This window comes from Gracilibacillus timonensis (assembly GCF_900086715.1).
In the GTDB taxonomy this organism is placed as follows: domain Bacteria; phylum Bacillota; class Bacilli; order Bacillales; family Amphibacillaceae; genus Gracilibacillus; species Gracilibacillus timonensis.
In genome coordinates this window covers 1,440,056-1,454,560 of the sequence record NZ_FLKH01000012.1, presented here as the reverse complement: position 1 = coordinate 1,454,560, position 14,505 = coordinate 1,440,056, and the positions used below count along the sequence as shown (strand labels likewise).

Annotated in this window: 9 protein-coding genes, 1 pseudogene and 1 riboswitch; of the genes and pseudogenes, 8 read left to right on the top strand and 2 right to left on the bottom strand. The window is 39.2% G+C overall.

Annotation, left to right across the window (positions count from 1 at the left end):
- Window positions 1–156: 156 nt before the first annotated feature.
- The 4 genes from BN6556_RS18035 to BN6556_RS18020 all read left to right on the top strand — a co-directional run bounded on the left by BN6556_RS18035 (window position 157) and on the right by BN6556_RS18020 (window position 7,098).
- Window positions 157–3,636, top strand: coding sequence for a hypothetical protein (locus tag BN6556_RS18035; protein WP_078060150.1), 3,480 nt, complete (start codon window positions 157–159; stop codon window positions 3,634–3,636).
- A gap of 382 nt (window positions 3,637–4,018) precedes the next feature.
- Window positions 4,019–4,696: a ribose-5-phosphate isomerase RpiA gene (gene rpiA / locus BN6556_RS18030; protein WP_066194216.1), complete on the top strand. Its 678-nt coding sequence runs from the start codon at window positions 4,019–4,021 to the stop codon at window positions 4,694–4,696.
- A 103-nt stretch (window positions 4,697–4,799) separates the two neighbouring features.
- The gene (locus BN6556_RS18025; protein ID WP_066194214.1) at window positions 4,800–5,654 is read left to right on the top strand and encodes a patatin-like phospholipase family protein; all 855 of its coding nucleotides are present in this window, start codon (window positions 4,800–4,802) and stop codon (window positions 5,652–5,654) included.
- Between the two features lie 100 nt (window positions 5,655–5,754).
- On the top strand, window positions 5,755–7,098 hold the full coding sequence (locus BN6556_RS18020) for a CoA-disulfide reductase (protein ID WP_066194211.1): 1,344 nt from the start codon (window positions 5,755–5,757) through the stop codon (window positions 7,096–7,098).
- A 31-nt stretch (window positions 7,099–7,129) separates the two neighbouring features.
- Here BN6556_RS18020 and BN6556_RS18015 read toward each other — a convergent pair whose 3' ends face one another.
- Complete coding sequence (locus BN6556_RS18015) at window positions 7,130–8,191, bottom strand: DUF2515 family protein (protein WP_235817548.1); 1,062 nt, start codon at window positions 8,189–8,191, stop codon at window positions 7,130–7,132.
- 99 nt (window positions 8,192–8,290) lie between these two features.
- Window positions 8,291–8,382, top strand: a riboswitch (SAM riboswitch).
- 98 nt (window positions 8,383–8,480) lie between these two features.
- Between BN6556_RS18015 and BN6556_RS18010 the strand changes: the two genes are divergently transcribed.
- Complete coding sequence (locus BN6556_RS18010) at window positions 8,481–9,587, top strand: 5-methyltetrahydropteroyltriglutamate--homocysteine S-methyltransferase (protein WP_066194205.1); 1,107 nt, start codon at window positions 8,481–8,483, stop codon at window positions 9,585–9,587.
- 488 nt (window positions 9,588–10,075) lie between these two features.
- On the opposite strand, the gene comER is transcribed toward BN6556_RS18010, so the two are convergent.
- Window positions 10,076–10,894 (bottom strand): late competence protein ComER, encoded by an 819-nt coding sequence (comER, locus tag BN6556_RS18005; RefSeq protein WP_316245336.1) that lies wholly within the window; start codon window positions 10,892–10,894, stop codon window positions 10,076–10,078.
- 74 nt (window positions 10,895–10,968) lie between these two features.
- Here comER and BN6556_RS18000 point away from each other — a divergent pair, with 74 nt between their 5' ends.
- The 3 genes and pseudogenes from BN6556_RS18000 (at window position 10,969) to BN6556_RS17990 (ending at window position 14,465) form a co-directional block, all read left to right on the top strand.
- Window positions 10,969–11,586, top strand: a complete 618-nt coding sequence (locus BN6556_RS18000) for a helix-hairpin-helix domain-containing protein (protein ID WP_161485724.1) — start codon at window positions 10,969–10,971, stop codon at window positions 11,584–11,586.
- A gap of 116 nt (window positions 11,587–11,702) precedes the next feature.
- Window positions 11,703–12,149, top strand: a pseudogene (locus tag BN6556_RS17995) (ComE operon protein 2); the annotation flags it as partial.
- 108 nt (window positions 12,150–12,257) lie between these two features.
- Window positions 12,258–14,465 carry a DNA internalization-related competence protein ComEC/Rec2 gene (locus BN6556_RS17990; protein ID WP_161485723.1) on the top strand — a complete coding sequence of 736 codons (2,208 nt, stop codon included), beginning with the start codon at window positions 12,258–12,260 and terminating at the stop codon, window positions 14,463–14,465.
- Window positions 14,466–14,505: the final 40 nt, after the last annotated feature.

The window sequence follows — 14,505 nt, the reverse complement described above, 5'->3', positions numbered from 1 at the left end:
AGAATCATGAAAAGGCACACGATGTATAGAGAGGTCGCATTGCACGAAAAGATAGTGGATGGCAGGTAATGCAAATGGTAATGGAAAATGATAGAATAACCATAACAAAGTAAGGCTGTTTCTTTACGACAATTAATTAGAAGTGAGGTGAAGACATTGGATAACCTATCAAGAGCAGCTAAAGAGAAAATAGTGCAACAAGAAATCAAAGCATTATGGGAGCATGGGTATCTTACCGAACAAGAATACACACGTTTTAAGCAAGGCTATCGCCAGTATTGTTTGCAATTAAAAGAACAGTCTGATTTACGACAGCGTAAGGTACATATGGAGGAAAAAGAACAAGAGTCTCCTGGCGAAACAGAAATGAACGCGGTATCGTCAACTTCTGACATGGCGAACCATCAGCCTGTAAAACCTAGCAAACCAGCTAAACCGAAAAAAACAAAGGAACAGTTAAGAGAACGGAATATTACCTGGCTGCTTATCCTTGGCGTGATGTTCTTATTAATAAGCGGATTAGTAGTGGCAACGAGTACTTGGGAACAGATGGGTGCGCTGCTAAAGGTGATGACATTGCTTGGTGTATCATTATTCTTCTTGGCACTAAGCGGATTGTGCAGTCGTTTTCTACATATCAAAAAGACAGCGTTTGCCTTTTTAACATTAGGAAGCCTATTATTACCAATTACAATTCTTGCTATAGGTTATTTTGGTTTATTCGGTGACTACTTAACTTTAACAGGAGAGGGAAGATATCTCCTGGGGCTGCTTTGTACCTTAATCCCTTTACCGTTGTATGTAAGGAATGCCCTGGTCACCAAATCAAAATTGTTTATCTGGATTACCTTTATCTTTTTATCCTTTGTGATAGGTTTTTCCTTTGCGGCACTAAGGCTACCCATAGATCTTTTTTATTTATTTATTATGCTGTATAATGCTGCCCTGTTACTGGTTTACCATCGTTTTCATCGTCAGAAACAAATGAAAATGGTACTGTTTTTAAAAGAACTGCCTGCATTTGCCCAACTAAATCTAATCATTTCGACGTTATTGATGTTGATCGTATTTGATCAAGCTATTTTTTACAGTTTCAACGTCTTATTAACAGCCTTCCTGTACATGGCTATGGTATTCGTTTACCAAACCAGGGCTTATCAATTTGTGTTTATTGCTTTGTTTGCTTATAGTGTATATCAATTCACCGAGCACTCTTGGCTTTATGCCGCCGATTTGCTGATCTATGCTTCGCTAGGTATTGGCTATCTGCTTTTTGCCTATATGATGCGCAAGGATCACATCAGTCAAAAGATTTTCTATTATACAAGCGGTGTTATTACGATCTTTGCCTTTATTTATATCAGCTTTCAAGGAATAATCGTCCGCGGGAATTCGGACTCATGGATATTATTAGCGGCCTATTTGGTGATTGCCGCCACTTATAGCTATTTGGCTCATATTTCAGAACGCCAGATTTTTCGTTGGTTGGCTCCGATCTTTTTATTTACGTTCGGTCTACAGCTTTGGAATGTTGCCATCGAGCCTTATTTTGCGGTTGCTCAGTCGTTGTTTATCTTCGTGTATGCCGTTTGTTTATTTTTTTTCGTTGGCGGGAATCAACGCTATTCTTTTTTACAAGCGATACAAACAAGTACCTATTATTTATCTCTAATGGTGATGTTACTAACAATCTTGCTTGAATATATGATGACAAACTATACGACATTAGCTGTATTGTTAGCCTTATTTGGCGGGGTTGCTTTATTTGTTTCTTCCTCTAAGAAGGCAATCGAACGTCAAATAGCGGAATGGGCCCATGCTGTTAGCTTGTTATTGGCGTTCTTGTTTTTTTATCCCATGATGACCGACCATGTTTCAGGATATCAGCTGTATGTAGATATGCCATATCACATGGGTGCATCGTCCTTATTGCTGCTTGCTGTTTGCAAGTTATGGGATAAGCAGGAAAAGGACAGATGGGCGCATACGGCATTTTATGTAGGTCAAGTCAGCTATTATCTCGCTTTGCTACTGCTGGCAGTAAATGATGTAAATCATATGGATGGTTTACGGACCAGCTTTATTTTCATTGGTATTGGTTTAGCGGTATGGCTCGTTCGCCGTTCTAAACAAACGATATTATGGGGGCTGGTTGCCTTATTAACCTTGGCCTGTTATTTATCCATTTATAGTTTGTTCCCATGGGAATCTTACCGCAGCTTTGTGTGGTTTATCGTTTTTGCACCTGTGTTATTACTGGTGATTGATCGAGTGGCTGGATCGTACGAAAAGGCGTTACAACCGTATTTCTTTTGGTTGGCCCATCTTTTTCAGCTGATTGTGCTGGGGCATGTACTGATCGGCAGCCTCTTTTCCAATCAACTGCATCCCGTGATTTTGGTTATACCGGTTATGATCTATCTTTATAGCACATTAACCAAGATAAAAGAGTGGCAAATCAAACTGCAATTATATGCCGCTATGCTGATTGGCTCTTGGATGATCAATGAGCATGCTAGTTACTATGACTGGACGGCATATATCCCTGCTGGTTATATCTGGTTGGGTACGCTGGTGTTCATTAGTATCATTTGGTTCTTTGTCCCAATAATCTGGAAGCGCCGGATGGAATGGTACTGGATTCCTATGGCCAATTTGCAATTGCTGTTGGCTATTACATTTTTGCCGATTGATTCTATTATGCGTCTCGGATTTTTGATTGGTTTTATCATTTTGACATTGTTTTTTATCCATGTACGAAAGTGGTACGCTTTGCTTTTGCTGCCCCTTCTTACCTCGCTATGGATGTGGAGTGAACAGCAGGTTATCATAGAATCAGGTCATTTATTGCTAGTCAGCTTGTTGATGTTTTTGCTGTTAATAGTGGCAGGCAGGTATCTGTTTATGCAATTATATGCAGCAGCATCCGATCGACAGCTTACCGTCGATTGGTATGCAGTGGGTGCCTTACTTTATACAGGTTTCGCCTTGGCGTTATCGATGGACTTTACTAATGTTTGGCTAGAAATTATACCGTATTTGTTGCTTTCCAGTTGGTTGTATTTGCAAATCAAACGGCTAGAAGGGAAAATGGCGCCAAAAGTCTTTTTTAGCTTAGCTGCTTTATCGTTGTTACCTGCTTATTACCTTATTTTGAATGAGTACTTGCGATGGATTGATCCATTATGGCATGCGGAACTGAGGGTATTTCCCATACTCGTACTCAGTTTGTTGCTCTCTATAAAAACATGGCGTCAGTATCAGCAGATTGTCTCGCATGTACAGACGATCATACTTGTCTTTATTACGGTTTACCTTGTATATGATGCGATACAAAGCAGTACGATTTGGGATGCCTTTATTATTGGTACACTTTCTGTCATTTCGTTCTTAGCAGGGATGAAATATCAGATCAAGTCTTACTTTTTCGTGGGTCTGGGAACCTTATTGTTTAATGTAATCTATCAGACCAGACCTTACTGGGGGAATATGCCTTGGTGGGGTTACTTGTTGATCGTTGGCCTATTATTCATTGCTATTGCTAGTTATAATGAATGGCAAAAGCAACAAGAAACAGAAGGAAAGCTGGTCAAGCATATCAAAAAAATGGTAGCACGACTGAAAGAGTGGAATTAATGATGGATACGGGTTTCTTTTGCACATAAGGAAACCCGTTTTTGATAAATCACCATTTCACATGTTAAAGTGAATCTTCCGCACGTGCTTCGCTGCACAGGAGTTGTGACTGGACGTCACAGGCTTAGCCCACGAACTTCTTACTCGTCTATGCTGGCTGACTTCCACTAGGGAATACTTTACGTCTATATAAGTTGAATTAAATAACTTCTCATTGATTTGCTCTCTTGATTAAAATATAATGGATAACTAATCAGGAATGAATCTTCACATGCAAATAATTCCCAGCATAAAAATGTTTACAAGGTAAGCAACAAGGGAAAAAGAATATACACTCTTATTTTTTTTCGGTGAATAAGAAAGTTAAAAAGAGGTGAACAGCATGTTAGAGAAACGATTAGCAGGAGAAAAGGCAGTGGAATTTATCCAAGATGGAATGATCGTGGGCCTCGGCACAGGCACTACCGTGAATGTCGTCCTGCGTGAATTAGCTAAGCGAGTAGCGGATGGCCTGTCAGTCCAAGGGGTAGCCACTTCGAAAACTACAGAAGAACGAGCCAGAGAGTTTCAAATCCCGTTAATGGATGTGGAAGATATAGAAACAATTGATCTCATGATTGATGGCGCAGACGAGGTCTGTACACAGTTTGATCTTATTAAAGGTGCCAAAGGTGCCCTGCTTCGTGAGAAAATGATTGCTACCAGTTCTTCTCATTTTGTTGTTGTTATTGGCGAAGACAAATATGTAGAACAATTAGGTGCTTTTCCATTGCCTGTTGAAATTGTTTCTTATGCATGGAAGGTTACCATTAAGCAGATTGAACAGCTGGGATGTCAAGCGGCACTGCGAATGGCGGAGAATGATATTCCTTACATTACGGATAATGGCAATTACATTGTAGATTGTGCATTTAAACAAATTGCCGAACCATCCATTTTATCAGCAAAGATTAACTCTATTCCAGGTGTAGTAGAAAATGGGCTCTTTTCCAATGTGGCAGATACGATCATTATTGGTAAAAAAGACGGGAAATTAGATATTAAACAAAAAAGAATATGAGTCAGGCACTACTCAATCCTCTTCCTTTTCATTTCCTATTGCTAAGTAGTAAAATAGTAAGTAAACAGCATCTAATTAACAGAAAAGTGGAAGAGGGTTTTTTATGTGTAGTAATATTGGACTTGTTTTAGAAGGCGGAGGCAGTAGGGGGGTATATACGGCAGGTGTGTTGCAATATTTAATGAAGCATCAAATATATCTGCCCTATGTGATCGGCGCCTCATCAGGGGCATGTCATGGTTCTTCCTATATATCAAGACAAATGGACAGAAATAAAAAAGTGTCCATTGATTATGTACGTCACCCAGACTACTTATCCATGCGAAATTTATTGAAAAAGCGGCAGTTGTTTGGAATGGACTTTATTTTTGATCAGCTACCAAATCAATTAGTTCCTTTTGATTTTGCTACTTTTCAACAAGCGAAAGAATCTTTTGTGGTGACAGCAACAGACTGTATGACAGGGGAAGCGGTCTATTATGATAAGAAGCACCATGCGAAGGATGTATTGACATTAATTCGCGCTTCCAGCTCACTTCCGTTGGCAGCGCCAATTGTGCATTATCAAGGCCGGGCCTTAATGGATGGTGGTATTAGCAACCCTATACCTATTAAGCAGTCAATACGTGCTGGGAATACGAAGAACGTTGTGGTTTTAACCCGAAATCGTGGCTATGTAAAGAAACCACAATCCTTTCATTGGTACATAAGCAGAAAATATCAAGAGTATCCCGGTTTATTAGAAGCCCTTAAACATCGGCATATTGAATATAACGAGACAATGGAGTATTTGTATGAAGAAGAGGAAAAAGGAAATATATTAATCATTTCGCCCCGTGAAAAATTAAAGGTAGCTAGGATGGATCGTAACAAACGAAAATTGATGGATTTATATAAACAAGGTTATCAGGATACCGCAGCTATCGCCCCTATCTTACAAGATTTCTTAGCAGGATAGCAATGAAAAGATTACATGTATTTTGGTGTTTTCTGTCACCCTATGAATGCACAGACTGGTGGAGTTCGTTAGATATTCAATAGTTGAGGAGGAGTGTCAGATGAAATATGTCATCATTGGAGGAGTAGCGGCGGGCATGAGTGCGGCTATGGAGATTATGAGGACGGATGAACAGGCCGAGATAACCGTCCTTGAGCGTGGTGCTGTCTATTCTTATGGTCAATGTGGTCTTCCTTATGTTATTAATGGTCTTGTTCCTTCAGCAGACGACGTTATTGCACGGTCCGTTCAATCGTTTCGAGAGGATCATGGTATTCAGGCAGAAATTAATATAGAGGTTACCGAACTGGATGCTCAAGAGAGAAAAGTCTATGCCAAAAGAATCCAAACGAAAGAAGTTGTTAGCTTTACTTATGATCGTTTATTGATAGCTACAGGTGCAGATCCTATACAGCCAAACTGGCCGAGGATAAACCTGGAAGGGATTCATGTGTTAAAGACAATTCCTGATACCAAGGCAATTGTGACCGATATGATGGAAAACGTCGAACACGTTACCATTATCGGTGGTGGTTATATAGGATTAGAAGCGACAGAAAGCTTTCGTTCTTTAGGTTTGTCGGTTACCCTTATTCAAAGAGGGGATCAATTAGCTAAAATATTTGATTTAGATATGGCGCGACAGATTCACGAAGAAGCCAGCAAACATGGTGTTGATGTAAAACTAGGGGAAGAAGTTACCCATTTTGAAGGAGATAAGCGGGTAAAGCGTGTCATAACAACGAATGGTGCTGTTGATACCGATCTAGTATTGATCAGCGCTGGTATCCATCCAAATACCGATTTTCTCAAAGGCTCCGGCCTCCATATGACGGATGAAGGCGCGATTATAGTAAGCCCAGCGATGCAAACATCTTTGCCTGATGTTTATGCGGCTGGCGATTGTGCCACGCATTATCATATCGTCAAACAGCTCAATGATTATATACCATTGGGAACAACAGCGAATAAACAAGGTCGAATTGCAGGGGCCAATATGGCGGGGAGATACCTGACGTTCAAAGGAATCACCGGCACATCTATTATCCAATTTTTCGATCTAACACTCGGTCGTACAGGGATTACGGAAAAGGAAGCCAAACGATTGAACATTCCTTATCAAGCAGAAACGAAAACGGCAAATAATCAAGCAGGCTATTATCCTGGCGGTGAAGACTTACACATCAAGTTACTTTATCACCCTTATACCAATCATGTCCTTGGAGGACAAATCATTGGAAAGAAAGGGGTAGATAAACGCATCGATGTTTTAGCAACGGCTCTATATAATCAAATGACGATCGATCAGCTTCAAGACTTAGACTTAGCATACGCACCGCCTTATAATGGTGTCTGGGATCCCATACAAAAAATAGCGCGGCGTTGGAATCGAGATAAGACTTAAGCTTTCGTTACCATGATACAGAAAGAAGGATCTAGGTTGGATCTAAGGTATGAAGCAGCATATTGGCAAATTCCAATTGCTGTAATGCCTCTACATAATCCTTCTGAATTTTACCATTGACACTTCTCCTTGTTTTCTTAAAGAAATGAAGGACATGCCAATCGTGATACCAGTCATGCCAAAGCGCAGGTGTATGCTGAATGTTTGGCCATATCTCGTTTAAACAAGGGCTGTAGATCGTGGAATATGGATGCATGGGTTTATCAACAGAAAATTTATCTGGCCAGTAGTCACTCCTTGAGCCACTATGTTTCTGTTGCATCGCCCACTCTAAAATTCCATCCGTATAAGTAGAATAACATAGTAATTGATAAAGCTTTTTGCCGAGGATAATACGTTTTTTTAATGAAGCGAAATGGCGAACAGGCAGACCAACGAGAGTCACTTGCTGCTCCTTATGGAAGGGAAATAAGATGTAATTCCACTGCAACAGCTCAGGTAAACTGCTTTTGATCTTTTCAGATAGAGAAGGGCGCCAATGTTTATTTTGCATCACCCGCTTTTCGATATAGTGTTGTTCATTGATAATCAATGCGGTATTGAGTAAGAAAAGGTCCTTATGTACATGGAAATACTCCCACATGACTTGCATGAAAATGGATATTCCAAAATAAGGTAGTAAATAGCTAAGATCTTTTTGATGACGCAAGCCTTCTGCATACAGTAGTAATTGGGGGTAAGCATCTTGAAAGATTAACCAATTGTTTTTTTCTAATAAGTTGAAAAAATAATGTTGCTGCTGCTCAGACAATAGTTGTCGATAATTGCTGCCTCTTAGATCGGTCATATTCCAACCTGCATTTCTAGAAACCATATGCGCAAGCATGGACCAATTGATTTCAGGATAGTCCAAATAAAAGTCTAGATAAGCCTTTGTCCGAGTCAAATTATTAAGATTGGCTGATTTGGTTTTCCTGACGACTAATCGGATGATATGCTGATCTTCGTGAGAAATTTTTGGGAATGCATGCTGATTAGAGTTGTTTAACTTTTGTTTAAGCTTTCTGTATTCGTCTGGGATGGAAAGGATCAATTTGCTTACCTCCTTTTTTATAGAAATGTTTAAAAATAGTGTTGAATTCTTTTGATATTTGTAGTATGATTGTTTTCATACAATTTTATTACATAGTAATTCTTATCCAGAGAGACGGAGGGATTTGGCCTGATGATGTCTCAGCAACCAGTCTAATCATTAGACACGGTGCTACTTCCAACAGATAAGAAGATTGTTCCCTTATAGTAGTAAAGGGCTTCTTCTTATCAGAAGAGGCTTTTTTTTACTGGATAAGTAACTATACCATAACATAAAAGGAGAGGATAACATGGTAGTGCAAGCAAAAACAGCACCATTTCGAGCCGATCATGTCGGAAGCTTATTAAGAACAGAGAAATTATTACAAGCAAGGAAAGAATATCAAGCTGGTCAGATTACGGATCAGCAATTACGTGAAGTTGAGAATCAGGAAATCAGCTATATTGTAGATAAGCAGATTGAAGTTGGTTTAGAGCTGGTATCTGACGGAGAATTCCGCCGTCGTTTCTGGCATACTGATTTCTTAGAACACCTTCATGGAATCGAAGGATATGTCCCGAATACAGGGTTTATTTTCAATGAAGACGAAGAAACAGAACGCTATGATGTCCGTAATATAGGTAAGGTATCATTTAATCCAGATCACCCTTTCTTACAAGATTTTAAAGAATTTAACGCAATCGTTGATGGCAGAGCAGTTGCTAAACAAACGATACCAAGCCCGAACCAGTTATTTAACCGAAGCATCAGAGATGAAAGTGTTTATCCTGATATAGAGGTCTATGCTCAAGATGTGATCCAGACGTATCGTGATGCAGTTAAGGCATTTTATGATGCAGGGGTTCGCTATCTGCAGTTTGATGATGTGTATATTGCTGGTTTGTCTTCGCCTGATATCCCATTCAATGATGGTGAATTCTCACGTGAATATTTAATCGATTTGGCATTAAAAGTGATCAATGCCGTGTTAGAGGATAAACCGGAAGATTTGGTGGTGACCACTCATTTATGTCGTGGTAATTATCGTTCTAACTGGGCATTTGAAGGAAGCTATGACTTAATTGCACCAACTTTATTCGCCAAAGAAAAGGTAGATGGCTTTTTCCTAGAGTATGATGATGATCGTTCTGGCGGTTTCAAACCTTTAGATCATATCCCAGCAGGCGGACCAAGAGTTGTATTAGGTTTAATCACTTCAAAACATGGTCAGTTGGAAGATAAAGAGACCATTAAACAGAGAGTAGAAGAAGCTTCACAGTATGTTCCATTAGATCAGCTTTGCCTAAGTCCACAGTGTGGCTTTTCTTCCACACATCATGGCAACAAACTAACAGAAGAAGATCAGTGGAATAAACTAAAATATATTGTTGCCCTAGCAGAAGAAATCTGGGGTTAATGAATGAAAAAAAGGTTTTGTATCGAATAAGATACAAAGCCTTTTTCGTTGGGGTGGTTTAGAGCCACTAACGACCAAAAAAGAAGGAATTAAGAAAAACCAGGCAACCCCCGTAAAGCGCTCTACTTTACATCATCCAACGTATCGGTATCGCGTTTCGTTATAGGTCAAAATTATTTCAAGTCCTATTATGTCAAGGGTTATATACATTCTTTGCTTATCAAAAAAATAGTCGTCATATTCATGAGTGGTGGATACTCTTTTTGTTATTTAAATAGTTAGTTTATGTGAAGCATCATTTTGCTACGCTTAAAAACTGGCTCGGTTACGCGGACCAGTTTTCAAATGAATTATTTAATTAGAGTGACGAAAAAACGCAGGGGTGTCGACTTTTCAGCGGAATATATTCATACATCAGAAAAAATTTATCATACAGGCAGGAGATAGATCATCTATTGTCGAATGATTATAAAGAAGACCTTAAATGGTTATTGTTTTTTATGAAGTAAAGCCTTATCTTCGTAAAATTTGTCATGAGTGGCTTGAATGACATGGCCAAATAAGTCTTCCCAGTGCTCATCAATAGCAGCGATACCCGCACCCGTTACCCCACCTTTCACACACACTTTATCTACTAATTCTGTAAGGCTGAAATGTTTCTCAGAAAGTAATTTTCCGTATCCAGCTAACATTTTTTCCATTAAGACAGTCGCTTGTTCTTTTGATATGTTGGTTTGATCATGGGCGGAGGTAATGAAATGTTCTGCTAAATATGAGAAAAAAGCAGGGCCGCAAGAAACGATGTCAGAAGCTATCCGTACGATAGACTCATCTATTTCTAATGCCTCTGAAAAGTTGTTCCAGATTTGCAGAAGTTGATCTTTTTTAAAGGCCTCCAAACGTGTACCAAAGGTAACTAACGTGACCCCTGCTAATGCATAATTTGTAATGCTTGGAATCATTCTTGCTACTTGGCAATCGACTAATTCCTCTAATTCATCAACAGATAAAGCACTTGTAATGGAAACCAACAGCTGTTTCTCCGTTAGAATGGGCTTCGCTTCCTTCAATACATCTATCATTTCCAAGGGTTTGACACATAGATAAACGGTGTCTACTTTTTCAAGTAATTCCTGTAAATTAGTCTCGACCTGTAAGTTTGGGTATTGTTTTTGGATTTGATACGCCTTTTCGATCGTTCGATTGGTAATATAACAATCTGTTTCCTTGATGGTGGCAGATTCAAGGAAAGCTCGTATTAGAATCTCCCCCATATTACCAGTCCCTATTATGCCCCATTTCATCATTACTCGCCTCCTGGATAGTTGCTAAGACTATCCTATGACATACTTTTCTATTCTATGATAAAGGAATGATGATCATGTCTTGGTTGTTGAAAAATTGGTATATCATACTTATTGCGGTAGTCATTATCTTATGGCTTATTATAAACCCTAGTGCTGCAGAACAGTCCAATCAGGTAAGTGTGGACCCATCAGCAGAAGTGACAACAACGGAAAAGGAAGTAACAGAAGAAGAAAAAGAGGATGAGCCAGTCAAAGAATTGGAACTAAAAATAGATATTAAAGGGGAAGTGAATAAACCTGGTGTATATATTGCGAAGCCTGAAGATCGAGTTCAGGATGTGATTCTGCTTGCTGATGGATTTACCTCAGAGGCCAATCAGTTATCAATCAATTTAGCAGAAAAAGTATACGATGAAATGGTCATTTATGTACCGAATCAGTCAGAAGAGGAAGAAGTTGCTATATCATCTTCTACTCCACCAACACAGGAGACAGGACCACAAGTCAAACTCAATATGGCTTCATTAGAAGAACTTCAAACCATACCCGGAATCGGGGAAGTCAAGGCACAGGCGATCCTGGAATATCGGGAGACAAACGGTTCATTCCAGAAGGTTGAGGATTTAACGAATGTATCTGGAATTGGTGAAAAAACGTTAGAAAAGATAAAAGCGTTTGTTCAAGTTCCATGATTAAGGAGGTAGAGTGAGAAAGCATTTTTGTGATGACAGGAGGGATGTATTGACGGTTAAGGTCAATATCGATAGAATTTTATTAGAGTGTGTTACTTTAAGGGAGAGATGAAGAAATGGAACGAATTTCATGGCATCAATATTTCATGGCACAAAGCCATCTGTTGGCATTACGAAGTACTTGTCAACGGTTGATGGTTGGTGCTACCATTGTTCGAGATAAACGGATTATTGCAGGGGGATATAATGGGAGTGTCTCAGGGAGTGTGCATTGTATAGATGAGGGCTGCTATGTCATTGATGGGCACTGTGTCCGTACCATCCATGCTGAAATGAATGCATTACTGCAATGTGCAAAATTTGGAGCTTCCACAGAAGGAGCAGAGATATATGTTACCCATTTCCCGTGTCTGAATTGTTGTAAAGCAATCATTCAGGCCGGTATTAAAACGGTGTATTATGCAGAAGACTATAAAAATCACCCCTATGCCATCGAGCTTTTTAAAGAGGTTGGTGTATATACGGAAAAAGTGGAATTAGACCATACTTATATTTCATTGAAACCTGAATAGGAGAAGAAAAAGGGAAAGGAGGTATATAACCAATTGTTTCAAAGATTGCACTGGATAATGGTCATATATCTCTTATGCCTTTTTTGCCAAGGGATATCCTTGTATCTGTTTTTAGTGTTATTATTAGCACTTATGATGTATTTATTATTAGGCCATCGTTTACCTACTTTTTATTTGGTTGGTTTATGCTTGTTTGGTCTATGGATGTATGGTCAGATTCCTGCTGTCCAAAGCGAACCTCCACTTGATACAAGTGTAACCACTACTGTCTCCGGTCAGATTACCTCTTACGTAGAAAAAAGGGACACTTTTCTACGCTTTACTCTTTATACAAATCAGGAAGAAAAAGTGCAACTGACTTATTTCCTATCAGAGAGTGACCTACCAGCACTTACAAATACTCTAAAGACAGGGGCAAACTGTTCCTTTGCTGGGAAGTATCAAACAATTCCAACAGCCAGAAATCCCGGTCAGTTTGATTATCAATTCTATTTAGCCAGTCAAGATATTCATCAACAGTTCATTATTGAATCATTGGAGAATAGTTCATGTATGGGACAAGGTCCGATACAAAAAATATATGATTTGCGTGATAGGATATTACAGCATGCGGAGCGGGAGCTGCATTCGTTTACTTATGCCTGGTTTGCTGCTTTGTTATTTGGGGATCGATCGTCACTAGAAGAGGAAGTGGTCGATGTTTTTCAAGATTGGAACTTGACCCATATCATTGCTATTTCCGGTTTACATGTAGGTCTGATAGTTGGGCTTCTTTATTTTATATTGGTATATGTCTGTCGCATGACGGTGGAAAAGTCCCAACTCGTATTGATAGCTATTCTGTTAATTTATCCGATTATGGCTGGTGGGACCCCTTCCGTCTGGCGTGCCTGTTTAATGATGAATGTCATTTTGGTGACAAATAAGCTCCCCATTCGTTTAACGTTATCTGATACGCTTAGTCTTGTTTGTATCCTGTTGTTATTGTATAATCCTCACTTGATTTATTCTTTAGCCTTCCAATTTAGCTTTACGGTCACTTTTGCGATTATCTTATCACGGCAGGTATTATCACATACTTCGCATAACATATGGAATATGCTGCAGATTTCATTTTTAAGTTTGATGATTATTTTGCCGATTCAATTATATCATTTTTATCAATTTCAACCATCCTCCGTACTGATTAATCTTTTGGTTATCCCTTATTTTTCCATATTTGTTTTACCACTATTGTTTATTCTATTGCTTGGTTTGCCTTTTCCATTTTTGCTAACGATTATTGATATGGTGTTTTGGAAGGTACATTCCTTTATCATACACGCAATGACCATACTCGATGAAAGGATAAGTTTTCTTTGGCTAACAGGAGAATTCCCTCTTATTTTGGTGGGGATTTATTATGTATTATTATACGTATGCTTGGTTGCTTGGGAAGGAAACGAGATGAAAAAGGCGTTTCGTTCAGCGGTATTAATTGTGTTTTTATTGGTTGCGGTAAGCATAAAGCCATATCTGGATCCCCACGGCTATGTAACGGTTTTAGATATCGGGCAAGGAGATGCGATCGTTATAGAATTACCTTATCGTAAAGGGGTCTTAATGATCGATGCGGCAGGGACGATGAGCCGTGATTTTCAAACACCTTCTGCAGAAACCTTTGAACAAATCATCCAACCTTTTTTTCAAGCGAGGGGGATTCAACAGATCGACGCGATCATTTTATCACATGCAGATCATGATCATATTGGCAGTGTTCCCTTTATTTTGAATGATTATCAGGTGGATCATTTGTTTAGCAGCCCTTTTTTCGATCAGAAATTATTGGAGCAATACCGAGAAATCAGTCCGAAAACGACAGATCATCAAATAAAAGCAGGGGACCAGGTTGACGTTCAGGGACAATTATTGGAAGTGCTGTATCCATGGGAGGAAAATAGCGATAAGAATGAAAATTCAGTGGTACTAAAGACAAGCTTAGGGCAGCATACATGGCTGTTTACGGGTGATATTGGCAAAAAATCGGAAGCGCAGATATTGGAACAATTTCCATCATTGCATCTGGATGTATTAAAGGTAGCTCACCACGGCAGTAACACGTCCAGTGCAGCAAGTTTTTTACGTGAAACGGGAGCCGATATAGGCATTATATCTGCTGGTCTTGATAATCAATATGGACATCCACATCCAGACGTATTAACAAATCTTAAGCAGCAGTCCATGGATATTTATCGAACCGATACTTCTGGAGCGATAACATATCAATATACAAAAGAAAGTGTAACCATTTTTCCCTTTCTACCATAGAATAAGATAGTATCGCGTCACATTTTATGCAAAAAATAAA

What these genes read in the sequence shown, in the direction of transcription:
- rpiA (WP_066194216.1), top strand. Translation starts at nt 4,019, where the DNA reads ATGTTAGAGAAACGATTAGCAGGAGAAAAGGCAGTGGAATTTATCCAA.
- BN6556_RS18025 (WP_066194214.1), top strand. Translation starts at nt 4,800, where the DNA reads ATGTGTAGTAATATTGGACTTGTTTTAGAAGGCGGAGGCAGTAGGGGG.
- BN6556_RS18020 (WP_066194211.1), top strand. Translation starts at nt 5,755, where the DNA reads ATGAAATATGTCATCATTGGAGGAGTAGCGGCGGGCATGAGTGCGGCT.
- BN6556_RS18010 (WP_066194205.1), top strand. Translation starts at nt 8,481, where the DNA reads ATGGTAGTGCAAGCAAAAACAGCACCATTTCGAGCCGATCATGTCGGA.
- comER (WP_316245336.1), bottom strand. Translation starts at nt 10,894, where the DNA reads ATGATGAAATGGGGCATAATAGGGACTGGTAATATGGGGGAGATTCTA.
- BN6556_RS18000 (WP_161485724.1), top strand. Translation starts at nt 10,969, where the DNA reads ATGTCTTGGTTGTTGAAAAATTGGTATATCATACTTATTGCGGTAGTC.